26 protein-coding genes are annotated in these 22414 nt (G+C 50.1%); 10 read left to right on the top strand and 16 right to left on the bottom strand.

Annotated features, from left to right (window positions below; all coding sequences use genetic code 11):
• Positions 1-36: 36 nt before the first annotated feature.
• Positions 37-1722 (top strand): methyl-accepting chemotaxis protein, encoded by a 1686-nt coding sequence (locus tag MKY41_RS06435; protein WP_340744251.1) that lies wholly within the window; start codon positions 37-39, stop codon positions 1720-1722.
• Positions 1723-1848: 126 nt separating this feature from the next.
• Here MKY41_RS06435 and MKY41_RS06440 read toward each other — a convergent pair whose 3' ends face one another.
• The 3 genes from MKY41_RS06440 to MKY41_RS06450 form a co-directional block, all read right to left on the bottom strand.
• Positions 1849-2634: an N-acetylmuramoyl-L-alanine amidase family protein gene (locus MKY41_RS06440; protein ID WP_340744252.1), complete on the bottom strand. Its 786-nt coding sequence runs from the start codon at positions 2632-2634 to the stop codon at positions 1849-1851.
• A gap of 77 nt (positions 2635-2711) precedes the next feature.
• Positions 2712-3332, bottom strand: a complete 621-nt coding sequence (locus tag MKY41_RS06445; protein WP_340744253.1) for a DUF421 domain-containing protein — start codon at positions 3330-3332, stop codon at positions 2712-2714.
• Positions 3333-3675: 343 nt separating this feature from the next.
• Positions 3676-3792 carry a YhfH family protein gene (locus MKY41_RS06450; RefSeq protein ID WP_144399687.1) on the bottom strand — a complete coding sequence of 39 codons (117 nt, stop codon included), beginning with the start codon at positions 3790-3792 and terminating at the stop codon, positions 3676-3678.
• Between the two features lie 224 nt (positions 3793-4016).
• On the opposite strand from MKY41_RS06450, the gene MKY41_RS06455 reads away from it, so the two are divergent.
• A complete protein-coding gene (locus tag MKY41_RS06455) occupies positions 4017-4193 on the top strand; it encodes a hypothetical protein (protein ID WP_340744254.1) in 177 nt (58 codons plus the stop codon).
• A 161-nt stretch (positions 4194-4354) separates the two neighbouring features.
• On the opposite strand, the gene MKY41_RS06460 is transcribed toward MKY41_RS06455, so the two are convergent.
• The 5 genes from MKY41_RS06460 to MKY41_RS06480 all read right to left on the bottom strand — a co-directional run bounded on the left by MKY41_RS06460 (position 4355) and on the right by MKY41_RS06480 (position 8168).
• Entirely contained in the window at positions 4355-4747 is a 393-nt protein-coding gene (locus tag MKY41_RS06460) for a hypothetical protein (RefSeq protein WP_340744255.1), read from the bottom strand.
• Positions 4744-5832: a tetraprenyl-beta-curcumene synthase family protein gene (locus tag MKY41_RS06465; RefSeq protein ID WP_340744256.1), complete on the bottom strand. Its 1089-nt coding sequence runs from the start codon at positions 5830-5832 to the stop codon at positions 4744-4746. Before MKY41_RS06465 ends, MKY41_RS06460 begins: the two co-directional genes overlap by 4 nt.
• 475 nt (positions 5833-6307) lie before the next feature.
• On the bottom strand, positions 6308-7318 hold the full coding sequence (locus MKY41_RS06470; RefSeq protein WP_340744257.1) for an Rpn family recombination-promoting nuclease/putative transposase: 1011 nt from the start codon (positions 7316-7318) through the stop codon (positions 6308-6310).
• A gap of 119 nt (positions 7319-7437) precedes the next feature.
• Positions 7438-7749: a hypothetical protein gene (locus tag MKY41_RS06475; RefSeq protein WP_340744258.1), complete on the bottom strand. Its 312-nt coding sequence runs from the start codon at positions 7747-7749 to the stop codon at positions 7438-7440.
• 14 nt (positions 7750-7763) lie between these two features.
• Positions 7764-8168 carry a DUF4181 domain-containing protein gene (locus tag MKY41_RS06480; RefSeq protein WP_340744259.1) on the bottom strand — a complete coding sequence of 135 codons (405 nt, stop codon included), beginning with the start codon at positions 8166-8168 and terminating at the stop codon, positions 7764-7766.
• A 653-nt stretch (positions 8169-8821) separates the two neighbouring features.
• Here MKY41_RS06480 and MKY41_RS06485 point away from each other — a divergent pair.
• Complete coding sequence (locus tag MKY41_RS06485; protein WP_340744260.1) at positions 8822-9673, top strand: NERD domain-containing protein; 852 nt, start codon at positions 8822-8824, stop codon at positions 9671-9673.
• Positions 9674-9886: 213 nt separating this feature from the next.
• Here the strand turns inward: MKY41_RS06485 and MKY41_RS06490 are convergent, their stop codons facing one another.
• Positions 9887-10189, bottom strand: a complete 303-nt coding sequence (locus MKY41_RS06490) for a DUF3221 domain-containing protein (RefSeq protein ID WP_340744261.1) — start codon at positions 10187-10189, stop codon at positions 9887-9889.
• A gap of 122 nt (positions 10190-10311) precedes the next feature.
• On the opposite strand from MKY41_RS06490, the gene MKY41_RS06495 reads away from it, so the two are divergent.
• From MKY41_RS06495 to MKY41_RS06505, 3 genes are all read left to right on the top strand, one after another.
• A complete protein-coding gene (locus MKY41_RS06495) occupies positions 10312-10812 on the top strand; it encodes a DUF2243 domain-containing protein (RefSeq protein ID WP_340744262.1) in 501 nt (166 codons plus the stop codon).
• Complete coding sequence (locus tag MKY41_RS06500; protein WP_340744263.1) at positions 10802-11581, top strand: cytochrome c oxidase assembly protein; 780 nt, start codon at positions 10802-10804, stop codon at positions 11579-11581. The genes MKY41_RS06495 and MKY41_RS06500 overlap by 11 nt, the downstream gene beginning before the upstream one ends.
• Before the next feature lie 84 nt (positions 11582-11665).
• A complete protein-coding gene (locus tag MKY41_RS06505; RefSeq protein ID WP_340744264.1) occupies positions 11666-11878 on the top strand; it encodes a hypothetical protein in 213 nt (70 codons plus the stop codon).
• 38 nt (positions 11879-11916) lie between these two features.
• Here MKY41_RS06505 and cax read toward each other — a convergent pair whose 3' ends face one another.
• Positions 11917-12969: a calcium/proton exchanger gene (gene cax, locus MKY41_RS06510; RefSeq protein WP_340744265.1), complete on the bottom strand. Its 1053-nt coding sequence runs from the start codon at positions 12967-12969 to the stop codon at positions 11917-11919.
• Positions 12970-13210: 241 nt separating this feature from the next.
• Positions 13211-13348, bottom strand: a complete 138-nt coding sequence (locus MKY41_RS06515) for a hypothetical protein (protein ID WP_340744266.1) — start codon at positions 13346-13348, stop codon at positions 13211-13213.
• Between the two features lie 239 nt (positions 13349-13587).
• Here MKY41_RS06515 and MKY41_RS06520 point away from each other — a divergent pair, with 239 nt between their 5' ends.
• From MKY41_RS06520 to MKY41_RS06530, 3 genes are all read left to right on the top strand, one after another.
• On the top strand, positions 13588-14166 hold the full coding sequence (locus MKY41_RS06520; RefSeq protein ID WP_340744267.1) for a hypothetical protein: 579 nt from the start codon (positions 13588-13590) through the stop codon (positions 14164-14166).
• A 45-nt stretch (positions 14167-14211) separates the two neighbouring features.
• Positions 14212-14367 (top strand): DUF1540 domain-containing protein, encoded by a 156-nt coding sequence (locus MKY41_RS06525; protein ID WP_340744268.1) that lies wholly within the window; start codon positions 14212-14214, stop codon positions 14365-14367.
• Between the two features lie 370 nt (positions 14368-14737).
• Positions 14738-15535 (top strand): DUF169 domain-containing protein, encoded by a 798-nt coding sequence (locus MKY41_RS06530; RefSeq protein ID WP_340744269.1) that lies wholly within the window; start codon positions 14738-14740, stop codon positions 15533-15535.
• 44 nt (positions 15536-15579) lie between these two features.
• On the opposite strand, the gene MKY41_RS06535 is transcribed toward MKY41_RS06530, so the two are convergent.
• On the bottom strand, positions 15580-16437 hold the full coding sequence (locus tag MKY41_RS06535; RefSeq protein WP_340744270.1) for a YitT family protein: 858 nt from the start codon (positions 16435-16437) through the stop codon (positions 15580-15582).
• Between the two features lie 383 nt (positions 16438-16820).
• Positions 16821-17141, bottom strand: coding sequence for a DUF378 domain-containing protein (locus tag MKY41_RS06540; protein WP_340744271.1), 321 nt, complete (start codon positions 17139-17141; stop codon positions 16821-16823).
• Positions 17142-17368: 227 nt separating this feature from the next.
• Between MKY41_RS06540 and MKY41_RS06545 the strand changes: the two genes are divergently transcribed.
• Positions 17369-19057: a methyl-accepting chemotaxis protein gene (locus tag MKY41_RS06545; protein WP_340744272.1), complete on the top strand. Its 1689-nt coding sequence runs from the start codon at positions 17369-17371 to the stop codon at positions 19055-19057.
• Between the two features lie 447 nt (positions 19058-19504).
• Here MKY41_RS06545 and MKY41_RS06550 read toward each other — a convergent pair whose 3' ends face one another.
• From MKY41_RS06550 to MKY41_RS06560, 3 genes are read right to left on the bottom strand one after another with little or no spacing between them, the layout of a single operon-like run.
• Positions 19505-20296, bottom strand: a complete 792-nt coding sequence (locus MKY41_RS06550) for a putative hydro-lyase (RefSeq protein WP_340744273.1) — start codon at positions 20294-20296, stop codon at positions 19505-19507.
• A 28-nt stretch (positions 20297-20324) separates the two neighbouring features.
• Complete coding sequence (locus tag MKY41_RS06555) at positions 20325-21545, bottom strand: NRAMP family divalent metal transporter (RefSeq protein WP_340744274.1); 1221 nt, start codon at positions 21543-21545, stop codon at positions 20325-20327.
• 54 nt (positions 21546-21599) lie between these two features.
• Positions 21600-22355, bottom strand: a complete 756-nt coding sequence (locus MKY41_RS06560; protein WP_340744275.1) for a LamB/YcsF family protein — start codon at positions 22353-22355, stop codon at positions 21600-21602.
• Between the last annotated feature and the right edge of the window lie 59 nt (positions 22356-22414).

A 22414-nucleotide genomic window follows, 5' to 3' on the forward strand; every position in this document is an offset into this window, starting at 1 on the left:
GCGAAAACAGATACATACATAAAGGGGGCGATGATCATGACAATCGGCAAAAAAATATATGGGAGTTTCGGCTTAGTATTAGCCATTCTCTTGGCATTTTCCATATTCAGCATGATGCAATTGAAAAAAATCGATCAGGAATATCAGCATCTGCTCGACAATCGGATGAAACAAGTCCAGCTATCAGATGCAATCCAAAAGGAAGCAGCGATGCAAGGCTTGTACATCCGCGCCTATTATTTGCAACGCGACATGGGATCGCTCTCCGCCCTAGAATCCCATCAGGAAGCGTTGCGCCATTCCATCGATGAACTGACTCCATTCATTCATTCCGAAGAAATGGTTACCGCACTTGGACAGATTGAAAAGAATATGGAGAAATTCGACGCGGCCGCAGCCGAAGCGGTGGATTACATCAAAAAAGGCCATTACAACAAGGCAGAACCGATTATGAACTCGGAGATCCGTAGCGCTACAATCGGCGTACAGCAAGGAAGCGAACGCATCCGGGCATTCCAAGAAACCTTGATCGTCCAAGATCGGGCCATCACGGAAAATGAAATTGCCGTTGCCCGACAATCGCTGATCATCGCATCCATTGTCTTCATTCTCCTAGGATTCCTCATCGCGACGTTTCTCGGACGAAGCATTTCCCGCCCTGTCAAGCGGTTGGTGCAAAAGGCCGTTCTCATTTCGGGCGGCGACCTGACACAGGACGACATCCGATTGCGGTCAAAGGACGAACTCGGCGATTTGGCAACCGCTTTCAATGAAATGAAAGGCAATCTGCATGCGCTCATCCGCACGGTGAACGACAACGCGATCCAAGTTACGGCATCCGCCGGGCAACTGTCCGCTAACACCGAAGAAGCGGCACGCACTTCCGAGGAATTGAGCCATCATATGGAAACGATGGCCGAGGGTGCACAAACAGCAGCCGCTTCCGCAGAAGGAAGCTCCTCCGCGATGGAGGAAACCGCGGTCAGCGTGCAACGCATCGCGGAATCGGCACAAACCCTGCAAACCCGGGCAATCGAGACGATGGGACTCGCGGAAACGAGCGAACAATCCGTCCAGACCGCGAAGGAACAGATGACAGTCATCCACGACTCCTCTTACAAGACAAACGAACTGATCCGGCAATTAAGCAGACAAATTCTTGAAATTGAGAACATTACGCAAGTCATCACCGACATTACCGAACAGACGAACTTGCTGGCGCTGAACGCGGCCATCGAAGCAGCCCGCGCCGGTGAGCATGGCAAAGGCTTCGCAGTCGTCGCGGAGGAAGTGAAGAAACTTGCGGAACAATCCAAAGCGTCGGCAAGTCAAATCGCCCAGCTCACGACGACGATCCAGCAAGATGCGAAAAACGTTGAACAAGCCGTCGCGGGCAGCCTGAAAAATGTAGAAGAAGGCGTCGGCGTAATCGACGAAGCCGGCCAGGCCTTCTCGGCCATCGTCTACGCCGTCCAACAGATGAGCGGACAAATCGTGGATATCTCTGCAGCTACGGAAGAAATCTCAGCGGGCGCGGAAGAAGTCTCCGCCTCCGTCCAGGAAATCGCCTTCCGATCGTCCCAATCTTCCGAGCGCACCCGACAAAGCACCGCCGCAGTCGACCAGCAACTCGCCACACTGCAAGAAATCAACGCGGTCGCCCACAACCTGAGCCAACAGGCGCACCAGTTACAGCAAGCAATCCAGGAGTTTAAAGTGTAATGATCGAGGACACGCATGCCGGCATGGTATCATAGGCAAAATTGCTATTGTTTTAATAAACCCCACCTCTACACAGGTTTCACATAAGAGGTGGGGTTGCTTTTTTAATACAGTTTTCCTCCCAAATCAACCCGGCTTATCCCCACTAGACCATTCCTCTCTTAATCTCCTCATCGCCCGCATAATCATCACTGCTACCTCTTCACGAGTAGCCGGCCGTCTTGGATACGTGCCATTCGTGATTCCGAGATTCACCGCCTCCTGGAACTCCTGTGCCAACCATTCGGAAGGCGGTGCGTCTTTTTCATATGAATCCGGCAATTCCCCTTCCCCCTCTCCACCCGGTCTTTCCCGAAGCCCGAAATAAGCGGCCAGCCCTTCCGCAATTGCCTCGCCCTGCGCCTGGAGCCTTGCTGCCGAACGCATCACGAGGATGTCGATCGTTGAATCCATGAATCCGCCTTCCGTCAAAATGGCAGGCATCGATGTTTCCCGCAACACATGGAGATTCGCCCGCTTCAAGCCGCGGTCCGCAAGCCCCATCGCGCGCACGATCCGGGGATGGACGAGACGGGCCAATTCGACTGATTTCGGGTTGGCCTGCGGATGATCATACGTATACGTTTCGATCCCGCTCCAATTCCCCCATGTGCCGCTGTTGGCATTATGATGGACGGCGACGTAGATATCTGCTTGCCAGCGGTTCGCCCGATCCGTCCGTTCCTGAAGCGGCACATCCCGCTTTCCAGTCGGATCGTCCACCCGCAACACTTCGATTCCTTCAAACGACTGCAACTTGGCGATACACGCCATGACGACTTGATTATTGAACTCCCATTCCTGTTCCCCATCCGGTGAACGCTTGCCCGGCGTCGGCAGCCCATGCCCGGCATCCATCACAATCTTTACCAAGATTGACCTCCCCTTTCTTCTTTCACCTCCTATATAGCTTCTTTCCCGCCGATTGGATACAAAAAGACCGAGTCCATTTACTGCAACTGTTCCGGCGGGTCCATCAGGTCATGGCCATGCTCGATTTCCTTGAACAAGGGACCGATGTTTTCCCCTTTCGCCATTCCGTTGCCCGTATTGGTGCGACCCAACTGTACTAACGCCTCATCCAATTTTTGCAGCAGGCGATCCACGTCCTCCTTCGTCGCCGGCTTTTTCCTCTCCGCCAACTGATAGCCAAGTTGGCCGCTCGGCTCGATCGTCGCCCATTGCACATCGGCAATCGTACCGATCCCCTTCTGCCGCAAGTGCATCTCCAGCTGATCCACCGAGAGCCGCAACTTCCGCAAATTCTCCACCTGCAGACGCCCGCCTTCAATGACAACAGCCGACCTGCCGGTAATTACTCCTTCCGCCCCGTCCCATTTCAACTGAAGCACTTCGATGACCAACAGCGTCCCAATCAATACCGCCGCCACGGCGAATGTCGTCCATACACTTTTCGAAGCCACGGGCTGAATCAACAACGTCCCGATGGAAATCATGATGACCGTCTGCGCAATTGTCATCTGCGAAATCGACTTCCTCCCCGACAACCGGAGCAGGAAAATGCCGACTACCAATATCAAAATCACTTGCCAAATCAAGCTTATATCCATTCCAATCCCTCCTCGCATACTCTTCTTCAGTATCGCTCAGTGGGTTCTGTTCCATTCAGCCGCTCCCCGATGAAACAGGGGAACTCCGGCACTTTCCCTGTGAATGTAGTGTATGTGGCTTGAAGCGTGCAGGTCGGGCAGCGGGATAACGTCTTGAACAGAAATGACACAGTTGGAAATTCGGGCTTGCAAGCAAATAGTACGCGAAGGCAAGCATATGACCGGCGAATGTTAACAAGAAACACACTAATGCAAGCAACCGGTATCCAAGCGCAACCAACCTCGCCGCTATAACGAAAAACGTTCCGAATCCCCTTCAGACGGGAACCCGGAACGCTTTTTTTCATTCTTCATGACGGCCGATGCAACGTTCACATTCATACAACATGGACTCGCGATGCTCCTCGATTTTTGCACCGCATTCCTTGCAAATCTTTTCACTGTGGTTGTCTTTCTTCATCTTGTTTTCCTCCTCTTAATTTTATTTTCGGATTTCACTGTTTTGTAACAGTTATCTTTAATTACCCCTAGTATATAACAGACGAAACATTTTGTCACTCCATTCTGACAAAACAGTCTATTACGCGACCAATCACCGTATGGCCGGACAAACCGAAGAAAGCCCGATCAGCTCGAATAAAACCACGTGAATAGTCCATAGTAGGACGGAAAGGAGTGTGTAGAATGGGACGAGACGAACATACAACAGGCGGGAAAAATTCCCGTTCGCTGCCGCAGACACCGAAAAACCAGAAAATCCAGCCGAAGAAAATGACAGAGGAAATCGCCAACGAGTTTGCCGAATTGCGCCAACCGAATGAAGCAAAACAAGCGAAAGACGAGAAAAAACAATACAGATAAAAAAGCGCAGGATGCCAGCTCTTCCCGACAAGCTGCAGCTGGCTGTAAACATACCCAATTAAAAATTTTCCTACGTAACAAAGCAGCCGGACACAGCGCGTGTCCGGCTTTCTTTCAGATTTAGGAATTTATAAAACGTAAAGCTGTGGATATCTTGATAATCAGGCGTGTTTACGCTTTTGTTCTTCCGCCCCCTGCAATGCATGCCGTTCCCGGTAGGCCTGAATGCCTTTCCGGAATTGGGTTTGTCCCACCCCATGAACGAAATGAAACAGCAAAAACGCGAAAGGGGGCATTAACCAAAGCAAAAACCACCACGGACTATCCCGAATGCCGAGCGCCAAGCCGCCGAAGACACCTACGAGTACATAGAGGGCCGCAACATAACAAATACTAGCATAGAAGAGAAGAAACACGATGTTCACATACAGCAAGATGAGCGCCTGGACTCGCTTTCGATGGTTTCCCAGATGCCGGACGAGGTGCCAAGATTCCCGGATATCACGCGCCGACCGCCGGAACACCGACCCGACCGATTCCAACAACGGTCTCACGTCGGACCGCCCCCAGCCTTCAAAAAGCGATCCTGCACCCATCGATATCCACAGCTGTTCCAGTAGAAAAAGCGGCTTACCGCTCCGCCCTGCTTCAACAACTTCCGCGCAAGCGGCTTCACATCCTTCTGCGCACTCACTTTCCGATCGGATAAATAAATCCCCAGCAACCCGCGGATGATCAGCTTATGGAATCGGGCATCTGGCAAATTGGACGCATACGCATCCGCCACATTGAAAAAATATAATAAGCGATCGAATAGGTCCTCCACAGTGTCATAATAAAAACAGAAATTCAGATCGCCGCCTTCCCGATCCTCCTCCTGGTCAATCAAATAATCCAGCATAATATGCAGCCCCTGGATGAACGGAAAATACCCCTGATAGATCAGATCCGGATAAGTATCCTGGAAATCCGGCCGCAGCGCATACGACACCAAGCAAAAAATCCCGAGCGTTGACCCGGCGCAAGCCGAAAACTCATGCCATCCCATCTCAGGCAATCCGTTCCGATGTTTCGCAAACCATGCCTGCAAGCGGTCCACCCGCTCTTCCTGCCGCACATGCTTATGTATTTGCAAATCCGAATACACCCGGCATAATTTCTGTAAATAAGGCTGAATGAATTCATAATGCGGCATCGTTCCGAGTACCGACTGGCACGTATGCATCAATTCCACCAAATACCCACCGTCGTCCCGATCATTCCGGAACCGATAATACGCCCGGACCGGCGCTCCGACAGTCACTGCATCCTCCATCGCTTCATGCAGCGCGGCGAAATCATCTGGATCGAGCGACGTGCTCCGATCGCAAAGATTATCCAAATAATCGCTGATCGTCTGGTACGCCACGATAAAACGGATCGCCTCGTCTTTCCGCCCGAGCGCCGTCAACGCCAGAATTGCCCCGCCTTCGCAATGGAACGTCTTCTGCTCGATACTCGCCAGCGCCTGCCGCCGCAACTCCGCATTTGGAATCAAGTCGGCGCGCTGTTTCCAATAACGCAGTTCCTCATGGACGACCGGCATCACATCGCGATACACACGGCTCATCAACGCCATTGGCTGTATAGGTACGGACATCTTCGTAACACCTCATTCCCTCGTCGAACCCTTGCCAATTCCTAGCTTTTTCTCAATCTTACCATTTTCTAGAGGTAAACAAAAGATAGGCTCCCTGGCCGACTAATAGGAATTCCGACGTCACATCCGTCAACTTGAAAGAAATGCTGTGAGATGATGAAAACAACTCTTTCTCGTCCCGCACGTCTTGGGATTCATCTTCTCACTTCTCCTGTCGCTCATCGCCCTCGGCGTAGTTAAATCCGATCTGACTTTCAAGGAGGGCACGACGATTTTAGTTGTCACCGCGATCGTTCCTGTTCAAAGGAAAACGTCGACAGCAAAACGCTTTACATGAACATCGGATACGCCCTATTTTTTGGGCTTGTGCCCATTTTCAAAAAGTTATTTGCGATGATTTAGGTTAGTTGATAGAAACCGGGTCGCCTCTTAAGCGGATCCGGTTTTTCATTTCTTCCAAGTGTCAATTTATTTCTTACTGAATGTCCTTCTGAAGGTCTTTCACTTCCTTCGCAGACAATTTGGTGACATGGGCGATTGTTTCAATCGGCATGTTTTCCGCCAATAGTTTTTTTGCAATGTTTCGCCGTTCCTCCATTCTCCCTTCCTGTCTCCCTACTTGTCTGCCTTCTATTCTGCCTTCCAATTTCCCTTCCTGTTTGCCTTCCAACCTTTCCATTTCGAATACGCTAGCGATTGTCGGGGAAGCGTTTTCCTTATTGTATAGTTGCATCAGTTCTTTCTCCTTTCCAAGTATAGGGTAGATATCCTGGACTAATTGCTGTTCCCATTCTTTGGGCAGCCGCAATAGAAAATCGACGAAATGAAAGACCGCTTGTACTGCCTTGTGGGAATAATTGGGATTGCGCACGACTTCCCGCATCAGTCTGCGTTTGAACAGATACCTCTTCCGTTCTTCATCTTCCGTCTCGTGCAACACTTTTGCCGCCAGAACAATTTTGCTGAACAGTTTGTCGGAACGTCGCAACTCCTTCCAGTCATATTCAAGAATCTTACGATTAGTATACGCATAATGAAGCGTCGTGCCAAAATAACTGTAGCTGAATTCCTCTGGCGCGTTATTTCGATGAGGCGAAGTGTGGATGGCCATTGCGGTAATCCGTTCCCCATAACGATCGAAAATCCGATAGAAATATTGGAACATGCGCAGCGAAAAATCCGTTTCGTTCGAACTTTGCACTTCCACATGCACTAAAATCCACTGAGCTTCCCCGCTTTTCAGATGGACTTTTATCAACTGATCCGCTGAACGACGCCCTTTCTTTTCATCGACCACTTCCTGAAACAATTCTTGTTGCAGAAAATCCTGTCCCTTCGAGAAATCGACCTGTCCATGCAATTCCGGAGCAAAGAATACGAGGAATTCTTCAAACAACTCTCCAATGACTTTTTTCCACAAACCATCCTGACCCACAGGCCTCTTTTCATAAGAAATCGGATTTTCCTTGATCATGATTGAAACCACTATCAAACACCTCCATTTATTTCTGACTATTGAATCAATTATAATCTAACAGAACGTATGTTTCAATAACTTTTAATAACTATGTACAAACTTGCACATGCACTTCCATTTCTTCAAGTCTACTCTTTCCCCGGCAAAATCCCATTCGTGATTTCGTGTAGCACCTTTCTTAAAATCCAACTCCATAGGCTGAGCGTCAACAAGACAATCAGCACAAAAACGACAAACCGGACTGCTGAATATGAAAATTGCCGGGCGATCCAGTTTCCTCCGTAATAGATGCTGACAAACGCGATACCTACCGCAGCGAGGAAGGAAAGCAAGGCGAACACCGACTGGGAGAAGGATAATTCCCTTACGACCTTCCTATTTTTCGCAACAACATAGATACCCATCACGATACAGAACACCGATACTAATAAATCTTCCAATGAAAGCACCTCCCTTATGTAAACAAGTGAACCCAGTCAAACCGGATCGCCATTACCAACACAGAAATGAAAAACAATCCTTCACTACCCGTCAAAATGGCCCGTTTCGGTTCAGGCCCAGCAGTCTTCTCGAAAAACACCCGGACGCCCGTGTCCAAACCGATTTGCAGCATCCAGACAATCAGCAACAAGTCGGGGGTCGCATCGTGAGAAAGAACTTGGTTCAACGTAAGCAAGAGGAGCACAAGAAAGACAAGCCGGAGCCCCCAGTCGATTTTCCGATGCAATCCGTTGACGTGATTGTATGATAAAGTGCTCTTCTCTTTTTCCAAATTAAGCGCCTTGCGCAACCCAAGCTGAATGCCGCTATTCAACGCAAATATGCCTAATACGAACAGCATGAACTTGATCCAAAGCATGAATTCTCCTCCCCGCTAATACTCTGGTATACAATACGATTTACAAGGATTGGAAGTTTCATAACAGAAACAGGAGCCTCCCTTAAAATCGATCACTTTCAAGACGACGTCGGGACTTGTCCCGACATATTCTTTATTTAAATCCCTCTTAAGTTCTTTGGTTATTGGTGGGGTCAAGTTGTCCCGACTACAGCGGGTCAGTTCGTCCCCTCTGTCAGGGCCATGTTGTCCTTCTCCTTCGGAACATGCTGACCCGTCCAAGGGGACACTTTAGTCCGACACGATTTGACATTTCGATTGAAATTCATGAAGAAATAAATTCATAATATCCCACTCCTATGTATACTGACTTTACTTAGTAAATAGGTACTGAGTAAGGAAAAGGATACAGGGTTGGATGAAAATTTTTTTGGAAAATGAACCAGCAACCAACTTTTTTATTTTTTTAATAAGGATTTTCTTGTTAAATGTTAAAGATTTAGAGGAATGATTCCAGGATGAGGTAAATGAGAATTCAAATCGTGGATAGCTAATCAAATCTCTTGCAAAATTTCTCTTCAGTCTCCTACAAAGGAAAAATATACCATACAACACAAATGTCTGATATCATAGAAAAAAGGATTCAGGCCGAATAGTTCTATGAGTCCCCACATATGAAAATGAAGAGAGGGTTTGATATGGCAGAAGCTTTCCTAGAAGGCATTAGCGCAGTCTTATTACCACTTCTATTGTCATCCTGGTTTCCGTTTTTTCTCCTTCTGCTACTTGCATCCGCGATTTTGAATAGAAAACTCCCGGTAATCAAAGGAGCCATCGGCGAGCGAGCGGTCAATCGGAAGTTGAGGAAATTAGGAGCGGAGTATACGGTGTACCATGATCTCTATGTACCCAATGGCGAAAGGGGGCTGACGCAAGTAGACCACGTCGTCACTTCCCCATTCGGCCTATTCGTCATCGAGACGAAGCATTACAGCGGATGGATTTTTGGGGATGAATACCAGCAAGATTGGACGCAAGTCATATATAAACGAAAAGAAAAGCTCTACAATCCGATCCGGCAAAATTACGGACATATTCAAGCAATCAAATCGTATATGGAAAAGGAATATTTAAGCGAAATCCATTCTATTATCGCATTTTCTGATAGTGTGCAATTCAAATTCAAAAATAATTTTAAATCTGCCAAGGTTGTTCATTTTGGCAATCTACTGGATGCAATTAAAGAACAGCATGACAGAAAGTTAACCGTTACAGAGCTTCAGGAAATCAACCAAGCGCTGGATCGATTAGCCGGGCAAGATAAAAAAATGAAACGACAGCTCAAAAAAGAACATGTGCAAAACATCAAAAGAAAAATCCAGAGCCGTCCAACAGGAGCAAAATCGAATGGACAATCCGCGTGTCCACGGTGCGGCGGAAATTTATCGAAACGAAATGGAAAGTACGGAGAGTTTTGGGGTTGCAGCAATTTCCCGAAATGCAGATATACTGGGAAAGTAGCGTAAGTCGACATTTTTTTAGAAATATTAATGAATATATAAAACGCTCCAAGGCACTGATGTTTCACACTAAAATTTTGGGCTTTAGTAAAAAACGTGATGTTATCGCAACGGAATTCAGGTGGCTCACGCTTGTTTCCCCAAATAAAATCTGTACCTCAATTCATTTTTGAAGTACAGGTTTTTCATTTTCACCCAAAGCCACCCAAATCAACCGCTTCACTCCACCTTTTCCACCGAAATCGTTTTGATTTGAAGCGGGGAACTTTCCATCACTTCCCCGTTGTAAGTCACTTCCACCCGGTCCCCGTTCTCAAAGGTCTCTTCTTTATTCACCGACAAATTAATAGTGACTTCCGATCCCGAGCGGAGAATCGACTCGCCTTCGTCTACCAGAACGAGTGCCGAGTGACCACGGCTGTCTTGAATCATTCCCGTGAAGGTGAATGTCTCTTCCTTTCTATCGCATGCTGCCAGCAAAGCGATCAGCACGAAGCCAATCACCACTTGTCGTATACCCAAACAATCCCTCCTTCGCCCATTGGACGGCCTTTCCGCTTATTGGTTACAATTTCCGTCTCGCGGTTTGCCCCCTTCCCATCCAGGCAATACTAAAGAAAAACAGTTGGCAGGTGACAAAGCGGATGGCATCCAAAACAATTCATTGGGAAAATCGTTCCGCGTTTGCGAAGCGGAACTTGTGGGCGGGCATTCTGTTCGGGCTCGGATTTGTGGCGTTCATTGACGAAACGGTATTCCACCAATTGCTCCATTGGCATAAATTTTATGATAAATCGACGGTCGCCATCGGGCTCGTGTCGGACGGGCTGTTCCATGCGTTCAGCTGGTTTGCGACGGTCGGCGGGCTGTTCCTCGTAGCGGATCTGGCTCGAAGGCAGGCGCTTTGGCATAAGATGTTCTGGGGCGGCAAGCTGCTCGGCGGCGGCGCGTTCCAACTCTATGACGGAACGATCCAACATAAGGTAATGAGGATCCACCAGATCCGCTACAATGTCGAAATTCTTCCGTATGACTTAGTGTGGAATATCTCGGCAGTGATCCTGATTTTGATCGGTATGCTGTTGATTTCTTCTGCACGTCGCGACGAACGGCAGGCGAAAGGAGCGGTCGTCCATGCATCCTGAACCGTTCGTCTGGACGTTCACCGATTGGTTTTTCGGCATTCCCGCCCTCCTCGCCATTATCCTATACACGACGGCCGTCCGTACAAGCAACCGGCGCAGCAATCTCCGCCTGTGGCCTTGGCACCGGACGCTGTTCTGGCTACTTGGCGTGCTGTTAGTCGCCCTTGCGCTCGTCGGACCACTCGCCCGTCGCTCGCATGATGGTTTCGTCGCGCATATGGTCGGACATCTGCTCCTCGGGATGCTCGGGCCGTTACTTCTCGCACTCGCCGCCCCGATGACGCTGCTGCTCCGGACGCTTCCTGTCCGCGCGGCGCGGAAAATGAGCCGGCTTCTGAAAAGTCCGGTCGCCCGCTTCTATACGCACCCGATCGTCGCGTCAATATTGAACATCGGGGGACTCTGGCTATTGTATACGACGCCTCTATATGAAGCTATGCACCACCATATATGGCTTCATATCATGATCCACATCCATGTTTTCGCAGCTGGCTATCTTTTTACGATCTCCCTGCTTTATATTGATCCCGTTGCGCACCGGCTCAGCTTTCGGTACCGCACGACTATCTTCATCTTTGCATTGGCGGGGCATGGCATCCTGTCAAAGTTCCTGTACGCCTATCCGCCCGCGGGTGTCCCGGTCGAACAAGCCCGCTCCGGCGCGATGTTCATGTATTACGGGGGCGATGCGGTTGATTTGATCCTCATCATCCTGCTGTTCCAGCAATGGTACAGGTCGATTCGCGTGCCACAGCTATCCAACGCCTGATGAGGAAATCCCCCTGGAAATGGGAGTCTTCATTACTCCACCTCCTTCGTCCTTACATATAGTACAACGAAGGAGGTGTTTTTCATGTCAAAATGCTGTGACAGCACGGTTTCGTTATTCTTCCTCTGCATCTTGGCGGCTTATTCGCTATTCGGGCTTTTTATCCTGCTGCCGCGATTGCTTCCTTGTTCTTCTCTCCTCTTGACAATTCTCCTCATTGTCATCGCCATCTTGGTCGCCGTCTTCGCCTTGGCCATTATCCTGAAAGGACTGGCCCGCCTATTCCGCCGTTACTAGCACGAAAAACAGCAGCCCCTCCCCCGGCTGCTGTTTTCTTATAATAAATAAAACCCAATGCCCATAATGATGTACGCCGCAAATAATATCAGCCCTTCAAACCAGTTCGATTCGCCGTCATTCGATAAGTTGATAACGAGCAGAGCGGCGGTGATCATTGCGACGAGCTCCGGAATCGTAAACACGAGCGGCATCGCCACTGGCATGAAAATCGAAATGAGGACGAGAATCGGCGCCACGAACATCGCCACCTGCAACGTCGAGCCGACCGCGATTTCCACAGACACATCCATCCGGTTCTTGATAGCCATCGTAATAGCCGAGACGTGTTCCGCCGCATTCCCGACAATGGCGACGATGATGACCCCGATGAACAACTCCGTCCAGCCGAATTTTTCGCCGAGCGTTTCAAATGTATGGACGAGCTGTTCCGAGACGAACGCGACCGCCACCGTGGCGACAAGCAAGACGAGGATCGATCGCCCCTTCGTCCACTCCGGTTCCTCCGTCTCTTCCGCCGGCACATCGGACGAGGAAAACACCCCTCGATGTGTGACAAGCTTAAAAAACAAGCCGGCCAAATAAATCGCGATCAAGATGACCGAGATGCCGATGCTCAAATTGAATGTCGTCCGTGGGTTCATCGACATTGAGAACACTTCTGGAATAACGAACGCGACGATGATCGCGAAAATGAGCAATCCGGAATTATAGCGGGCATCATGCAGACTGAACTTCTGTCGCTGGAATTTGATGCCCCCTGCAAAGAAGGACAAGCCCAGCACGAGGAGCAAGTTTCCGAGGACGGAACCCGTCAACGACGCAAGCACGATGCCGACCAACCCGGCCTTCAAGGTGAAAATGGAAATAATCAGTTCCACGGCGTTCCCAAACGTCGCGTTGAGCAACCCACCGATCCGCGGCCCGCTGACAATCGCTAAACTTTCCGTCGCCCGACCGATATAGCCGGACAGCGCAATGATGGCAATGCAGCAAAGCACGAACATCGTGATTGCGGACCAATGCAGAAACGCACCGATGCCCACAAGCGGCACCCCGACGAACGCCAATATCGCCATGATCCGATCCATCTTCCGCACCCCTTCCCAAGCGAATTCCTTCCTATCATTCCCTTCCAAGAATCCGGGCAAACCAACTGCAATTGATTCGGCCCCGCACGCTCTCACCGGGATGAATAAAAAACAGAAAATCGCATAGACTACTAGTCACAGAGCCGCGGCACGCTCTGTCCTGCACAGGGGCACTTTCGGCAGAAGGTGGAAAAGAAAACTTTGCCCTCCGGCCGGGAGAGACGATTCCCGGCAGTGCCGCTCATTCTGACCCGGACAACCGTTTCATCTCCAACTTCTCCAACCGCTCCTCCAGCTCCTTATTCCGCTTAATCCCCTCGAGCGCATACAGCATCGACAACAAAGCAAGTAGAAACGAAGCGTACATAAACCATTCCATGCCGCCCTCCTCCTTTCCTATCCTATCCGGTCCTTTACTCCCTATCATCCCCAAATGGCAGGTCGAATTAAACCTAGTCTCCGAAACTAGAGTGCCTGCCCCTATTAAAAATAGATGGAATATCTTCGAATGGAAGGAACAACGCTGGGTCGTTACTGTTTTTCTGGATTACTTGCCGAATCAATTAGATGCAGTTACGACAGGGTTTATGACAGCAGACTGAACGATGTGTTAAAGCGATGGCGTTTGGGGTAGGTTCTTACTATGATCCTATATATGAAGAGGTGCAGATTGACATGTCCCCATCCGACCATCGCAAAATCGGCCGCCTCGTCATCTTCGGCATCCCTTTGATCATCTTGCTCGGCCTCGCCATGCCTCCGATGGTCGTCTGGACGGCAGGTGAAGAGGTCGTGTTGAAAGCGAGCGCGCCGACACAGGAAGAAACCGAGTCATTCGTCTTATTGCAATACGCCATTGAGCACGTCCCGGAACCGTTGATCTCCGATAGTTTGAAGGCTGTCCTTGCGACCAAAGACACCACCTCGCCTATCAAGGTATTCGGCCAACTGGACAAGCAGGGAACGTATCACGTCCTGACCGGCTTAACCGACCGTAAACCGGAACACGGTCTTTACCTATCCGGCAAACTGTATACCGTCGAACGAGCCAACGCCTACACCGTAGATTTTGGACTCTCCCGTTTCCACCTGTTGGAATCAACGGAAGATCCCCCGAACGGCCCGTGGACGGCCCGCGTGAACGTCAAATCCGGCTACGGCGTTGTCAAAGAAATTTCCAACCGGATACCGGATTAGCCCCTCTCCTCTTGGGCATCATACAAAGAAGGAGGTGGAAGGATCATGGGTCAACGCATCCTTTGTGAAGTCAACAACTGCACGTATTGGGGCGCCGGCAACAAATGTCACGCGGACGTCATCTACGTCGTCAGCCAACACGGCAAACAAGCCGCCGACAGCGAAGAAACCGACTGCAAAACATTCAAACCGGAAGACTGATCGCCATCCACACCCGCCAAGAGCTGAACAAAAAGTTCAGCCTTGGCTTTTTGGTGTTGTGGTCGGATTGTTGGATGCTTTTCATCGTTTGTGGACTCGCACTGGTTCGTTGGAAACCTCTCTCGTCGTTGGACATTGCCTTCACTTCGTTGGACACCCGAACCGATTCGTTGGAATCCCCCACCCTCGTTGGAAACTTTCTGCCTTTCGTTGAACATCTCCTCTCCTTGGTTGGACACCACAAAATCCACGAAGAATCCGCTAGAGCGGCAAAAACTCTCCTTGACAACCGCTTTAAATATATAGATAATTACGACAGTTACACCAATTTTGAAACAAAGGGAGAATGATCACGAAAAGGGGGATTCGTATGAATGCAGAAACGCAAACATCGTATGATTTGAAAGAAATGGTGAACGAGCTCAATCAGTATCTGAAGCTCAAGACGATTCCGATTGGGATGAAAATGTATTCGTCTGCCGAAGAAATGGAAGCGGTTCCAAAGATTCGCCGGCCAGGACGCCGTCACTTGCTCGATCAGATTGTCGCTCAATCGGCGCGGCTTGGTTGGACGGTCGGCATCACGGCCAATGATCTGGCGATGAAGCAATGCGGCGCTATCGCAGGACTCCTGCCTCAGGACGAGGACTGGCTATCGGGGGAAGCTATGGATGGAGTCTGGTTCGGCACACGCGAAGATTCAGCCGCGCACCAAGAAAGTTTGGACGTCGTCAAATTTGGGAAATATAAAGCACTTGCCGTTTCGCCTCTCGAATCGGGGCGAATCGAGAATCCGGATATATGCCTGCTCTACGGGACACCGGGACAGATGATCCTTTTAATCAACGGCCTGCAATGGGTCGGATTCCAGAAGTTCGAATGGAGCGTTGCTGGGGAAAGTTCGTGCGCGGATTCATGGGGACGTGCCTTGTCGACCGGGACGCCAAGCCTATCCATCCCGTGCTACGCGGAACGCCGGTATGGCGGCGTGCTGGATGATGAACTGCTTATGGCCATCCCGCCTGCCGACTTGGCGAAAGGGATCGAAGGCTTGAAAAAATTGGCTAAAAACGGTCTTCGCTACCCGATCCCGCAATACGGAATCCAGTCCGATCCGACCGAAAGCCTCGAGCCGATTTACCCGGACTGGGTGCGGCCGACGATTTGATTTCACCTATTCAAAAGGTGTCGGGAAATTCCCGGCACCTTTTCTCATTCCACCACTTCGCCCTCTTTCCGGAAGAAGCCGAAAATCCCAACCGTTTGCACGATGTTCGTGAACGCTTTCGGGTCTACTTCCGTGATGATCTTCTCCAAATCATATAATTCATAGCGCGTGATGACGACGTACAACATATGCTTATCCTCTTTCGAATAGGCCCCTTTGGCAGGCAAGATCGTAATCCCGCGAACCATGGTCCGATGGATCGCCTGTTGCAATTCGTCCGCCTCGTTCGTTACAATCATAGCGGTCAACTTCTCATGGCGCGTATGAATTGCATCTATGACAGCGGTCGTTACATATAAGGTCAGCATCGTATAGAGTGCATTTTCCGGTTCATACAAAATCCCCGCCAAAACAATGATGACGCCGTTCAGAATGAGAAAATACGTACCGATCGGCTTGCCTTTCTTGCGGGACAGCAGCATCGCGATGATATCCAAGCCTCCTGTCGATGCCCCAAGTTTCAGCGTGTAGCCAACACCGATTCCCATCAGGACTCCGCCAGCGACCGCATTCAAGATGATGTCATCCGACACCGACAACACAGGCAGCAATTCAAGGAATAACGTCATGAACGCGACCGAGACGATGCTGTAAATCGTGAATCCCTTCCCGACTTTAAACCAGCCGAGCAGGACCACCGGAATGTTCAAAAGCAGTAATAAAACCCCTGTGCTTAACGCGACGCTGAAATAATCATAGAGCACACTCGACACCAATTGAGCGACACCGGAAAATCCGCTGGCATAGACATTGGCATTGATTAGGAAAAAATTCAATGAGAGCGCAACGAGCAATGAGCCGAGGATGACGGCGATAATGCGCTTAACTTCGATAAAAAACATGGCGGGCCCCTCCCCTAGACAAAAAAATGATGCGATGCCTTGGCACATACCATCATACTACAGTTCTCGGAAACCTTGCACCCTGATCCCCAATGTCCAAAGAACCTGAATTCTTGGAAAGGGAGCGCCGCTTGGATGGGTTTCAGTGCAAGTGATGTATAACTTCTCGGATTCATTCACACAGTACAAAAACAATTGTCAATATAGCATGTGGAGAAACACGGAACAGCCATTTGAATTTCCGCATGGACTAGTCCGATTTCACGTTGCGGAGGGACCCGGGGACATACGTTGAACTCGACTCGCGATGGGTTGCGACAAACATTACAAAGAATACAAAAATACCCCTTTCGCGCCCAACCATCGAAAGGAGGTATTTTTTCTTAGTCTTCCTGATCCACGTCTGAATTCCGTCTGCGTGTCAGATCATGTTCTTCCCCGAACTCAGTATGGAGGTTCGGATTCGTAAACCGTGGCTCCCGCCGCACTTCCGTCCGATCTTGGCGGCTTTCCTCCGGCTTGAACAACAGTCCCAAGCAAATAAGTCCGCTCAAGCCGACGAGCCCATACACGACACGTGACCAAAACGCGCCCTGCCCGCCGAATAACGTAGCGACCAGGTCAAATTGAAATAAGCTGATCAATCCCCAGTTCAGCGCCCCGATAATGACTAATGCCAATGCAATCCGTTGCAATGTCCCCATAATATGCCTCCTTTCCCTATATGGGTTATCATTTGCCATCTGGGAATTTTCATACATAGAAAAGGACAGTACGCCTGAAAAGAGGAGAAATTTGCGGCAGTACCGTCATTTTGCAAAGAGCAGATTGGGATTAAATACTTATTATTCATACTTTTCCGCATTAAGTCTATACGCCTATCAATAGTTGGTCTATAATGGAAATCATATATAACAAATGGGGTGATGGGATGCGATTGACTGTGGGTCGGAAGTTATGGGGAGGATTTCTGACGGTGCTCCTTTTTTTGGTCATTGTTGGATTGGCGGGATACGGATCGCTGTCTCAAATGAATGAACAGTATCGATTTTTGATCGATGACCGGATTCAGAAGGTTTTATTGCTGGAGGAAATGGGGGCCCTTCAAAGTAATATGACTGGAGAAATCCGCGGTTTTTTATTATTGAAAGATGGTGTGCATCTGATGAGCCGGATGGAGTTGAGCGACCGTTTCGAGCAGATTCATCAACAACTGACGGAGATGACGGCAAGTACCGAGAACAAAGCTATCTTGGAGGAAATCCGCGAGGCCAATCAAAGCTATACGGGCATTTTGGATATGGTGCTCGTCGATGCCAGTAACGGCAAATTTGAAAGCGCTTTAGCGAATATGCCAAACGCCTCCGGGTATGAGCGGCAGATTGCAGATCAGATAGCACAACTCATTGAAATTGAGAAAGCGGAAATGGTCAAAACAGAGAGCGCGCTGGAAGCCCAATCGGCCCAGACACGCACCCTCATCATGGCACTGATCGGTGCCGCGATTTTGACGAGTGTCCTAGTAGCGTACTTCATCGGCCGCAGCATCGCACGTCCGGTCAGTCAGATGACCGCCGCCATCACGGAAATCGCCCGGGGCAATCTGGCGACGGAGCCGGTAAAGATCCGGAATCGCGACGAAATTGGAGATATGGCGAAAGCGTATAACGCCATGACGGAGGACTTGCGGAACATCATCATGCGCGCCCGGGATACATCCGTCCAAGTGGCGGTCCAAGCAGAAGAACTTTCCGCCAGTTCCGAAGAGAGCCTAGCCGCTTCAGAAATGGTCGCGGACATTTCGGAGCGCAATCTGACCGGAAGCGACGAACAAGTTACGATTGTCGGCGCCACGACATCCGCGATGGAAGAAATGGTCGCAGGAATCGACCGAATCACCGGGGAAAATGAAGCGATGCTCCGCTCCTCCGAAGAAGTGTCGCGCCTTGTCGCACAAGGCGCAGACTATATGGATAATGTCACGGAGCAAATGAACCGCATTCATGCGGCGAGCGACCAGACCGCGGATTGGATGAAGGAGATGGCGGAGCATTCGAAAAGCATCCGCAACGTCACTGGCCTCATCACCGCCATTGCTGAGCAGACGAATCTGCTCGCCTTGAACGCGGCCATCGAAGCAGCACGGGCGGGCGAACACGGGAAAGGGTTCGCAGTTGTTGCAGAAGAAGTGCGCCATCTCGCCGAACAATCCCGCACTTCTGCCGCCGAAATCGGCCAGACGGTGGATACGATGATTGCGGATGTCGCCCGCATTGTCGAAAGCACCGACGAAAGCAATGAACGGGTGCAGGAAGGGCTTGCCGTGACGAAGCAGACGAACGAAGTGTTCGACCAAATCGAACATGCCGAACGGGATGTCGCTGAAAAAATCACCACTGTCACCGCCGCCATCGAACAAATTCGACAGATGACCAGCCACGTCGTAAAAGGAGCCGCGAAAGTGCAAGATCTCGCCCAGCGTGCCTCTACCGAAGCCCAATCGACGAGCGCCGCGACTGAACAACAACTGGCCGCCAACGAGGAAATCTCCTCCAACGCCCAAATCCTCGCCGAACTCGCCGAGAAACTGCAATTGGATATGGAGCATTTTACGGTCTGACGGGATGGGGGTTTATTACTTTGAATACTACGTTGGGGAGTCGCCGCGAAACGTTTTGGATTTTGACAAGAACGTTATAAGGTTTGGCAGTACGTTTGGGAGTTTATAAATAACGTTTTGAACTACGCCAAAAACATTGGGAGGTTTGGCCGATACGTTGAGAAGTCGACAATATATTGCAGAGTCCCTGCTAAACGTTTTGGGCCTTATCGAAAACGTTAAGAGGTTCGACAAAAATGTTGTACCTTCCTTTATAAGATTGTGAAGTACTGATGTTACGTTGAGAGTTCAGCAATATATTGTGGAGGCCATATAATCGTTGTGAACTTCGACAACTACGTTATAAACTGCACCAAATACTTTGTGAGGTTTAGCAAAAACGATAAAACCGCAATTCAAACAAAAAACCCGCCCCGCCTATTCAACTAGGAGGGACGGGTTTCAATTTTACAACACGGCGAGTGATTCGTCGCGGACGTCGCTAATGAACATATGACCAGGAGCGTGCGTGATCATGATGGACGGTTTACTTTCCATGGCGACCGCTTGGGGTGTGGCGCCGCATGCCCAGAATACCGGGACTTCCCCTTCTTTGATTGGCACGGCATCTCCGAAATCCGGTTTTGTGATGTCCGTTATCCCAATCTGGCTTGGATCGCCGATGTGGAGCGGAGCCCCGTGGACCGACGGAAACCGAGTCGTGATCTGGACGGCACGGATGGCGTCTTCCGGTGACATCGGCCGCATGCTGACGACGGTCGGCCCTTCAAACACGCCTGCTTTTTCACTTGGGATGTTCGTCTTATACATCGGCACATTGCAATTTTCCTCGATGTGGCGGACCGGGATGCCCGCTTCCAGCAATGGCGTTTCAAATGTGAAGCTGCACCCAATCAGGAAACCGACCATATCGTCTTCCCAATATTCGGTGATGTCCGTCACTTCCTCCGTAAATACCCCATCTTTGTAAATCCGGTATTTCGGAATGTCCGTCAGCAAGCTCGCCCCGTCCGCAATCTTGCTCGGACGGAAAGAGCCCGGCTCCGTCACGTCCAATAGAGGGCAGGACTTTGGATTCCGCTGACAGAACAACAGGAAGTCAAACGCATGCTCTTTTTTCAAAATGGCGAGGTTCGCCTGGGTGTAGCCTTTCGACATACCTGCAGTCGGACTCGTGATCACTTGTTTACGAATTAGCTCCCGCACTTCGCTCGGAGCCATATTTTCATATGTTCCCATCATATCACTCCTTCTGTTCATCTATTCTTTATTTAAACAGCAATGGTATTTGTTCAAACAATGTAATGATTCCCAACACGCCCATGATGAGCACGACGATGATTCCAGGGATCGTCAACCACTTCGGGTGTTTATAGGAACCGACGATATCTTTCTTATGCGCTGCGACCAACAATGTTCCGAGGGCGAGCGGCAAGATTAGGGCATTCAATGCACCAACCAAGATCAGGACATTGACCGGCCGACCGACGAATGCGAACGTCAATGTCGAAAGCAAGATGAATAAAATGATAACCCAGTTATGGTATTTCTCAATCATCGGGTGGAATGAACGGATGAACGACACTGACGTGTACGCCGCTCCGACGACCGATGTGATGGCCGCCGCCCACATGATGACACCGAACATCCGATACCCAATATCGCCTGCCGCCAACTGGAAGACCGAAGCCGGCGGGTTGTCCGGGTCGATGGCAAGTCCTTGGGACACGACGCCGAGCACCGCAAGGAACAACGCCACCCGCATGATGCCTGTCACCAAAATTCCTGTAACTGAACTTTTTGTCACTTCGGGCAAGGATTCGACCCCTTTTACGCCCGCATCCAAAAGGCGGTGTCCGCCAGCGAAGGTAATGTACCCGCCGACCGTTCCACCGACTAGCGTTACGATTGCAAAAATACTGATTTCAGATGGCATAACTGTATTAACCAGCGCTTCCCCAATCGGTGGAGAAGTTGTAAATGCGACATACAACATGAGAAGGATCATGACGAACCCAGCAGCCTGGGCCACTTTATCCATCATTTTCCCTGCCTCTTTGAAGACGAATATAAAAATGGCAAAAGCGGCACTAATGATTGCCCCTCTAATTGGATCGATGCCGAGCATCGCATTCAAACCGAGCCCCGCTCCTGCGACGTTACCGATGTTGAACGCCAGTCCCCCCATAACAATGAGGATAGCCAGCACGACGCCGAGCCCCGGCAATACTTTATTCGCGATTTCTTGCCCGCGTAACCCGGATACCGCTATGATGCGCCAAACGTTCATCTGGGCAAAGACATCCAATATTAGGGAAATTAAAATGACGAACGCAAAGCTGGCCGCCAATTGCTGTGTAAATACGGTCGTCTGCGTCAAAAAGCCAGGACCGATTGAGGAGGTCGCCATCAGGAAGGCGGCGCCGAGCAAGACGCTCCGGCCCGCTTTCGGCTTCCCTTGGTTCTGCTTCAATTGTTCTTCGTTCATAAAAATGCCTCCTCTACATACCCTCCGGTCCACTTATCATTCAGCTCTGCTGAATCAAAAAGCAGCGACCTGGATGCTGTTCTTTTCTAATTGATTTTTTACATACTTTGCAAAATCAAGCGCATGCGCCCCGTCTCCGTGGATGCAGATTGTATCTGCCTGCAATGCCACTTCTGTTCCTTGCTGGGACGTCACTTTCCCTTCCGTCACCATCCGCACGACTTGCGCCGCTGCTTTCTCCGTGTCCGTAATCAGTGCATCCCCCTGCAATCGTGACGTCAGTGAGCCATCAGATTGGTACGTCCGGTCCGCAAACACTTCGTGGGCGGTGCGCAATCCGATCTTCTCCCCCGCTTTCGTCAATTCGCTTGAGGCCAAGCCGAATAGGACTAGCGATGGATCGACATCATACACGGCCTGTGCAATCGCTTCCGCGAGATTCCGATCGCGGGCCGCCATATTATAAAGCGCGCCATGCGGCTTCACATGCTGCATCGTTTCCTTAAAGGTGGCCAAAACTCCTTGCAGCGCACCAATCTGGTAGACAACCATGTCGTACCCTTCCTGCGGCGTGATGTTCATATCCCGGCGTCCGAAGCCGTTCAGATCCGGCAAGCCGGGATGCGCCCCGATTTTCACACCGTTGTCGATTGCCAGCTTCACCGTTTCCCGCATGACTGTCGGATCACCGGCGTGGAAACCGCACGCAACATTCGCCGAAGTGATATATTGCAGAATATCCTTTTGCTCCCCTAGCTGATAACGGCCAAAACTTTCCCCCAAATCACAGTTCAAATCAACACGATACATGCGATCCCCTCCAACTCATTTTCTATCGAAAGCGTTTACAGCAATCAGGTTCCGAAATT

It is taken from the genome of Sporosarcina sp. FSL W7-1349 (assembly GCF_038003045.1).
Taxonomy (GTDB): Bacteria; Bacillota; Bacilli; order Bacillales_A; family Planococcaceae; genus Sporosarcina.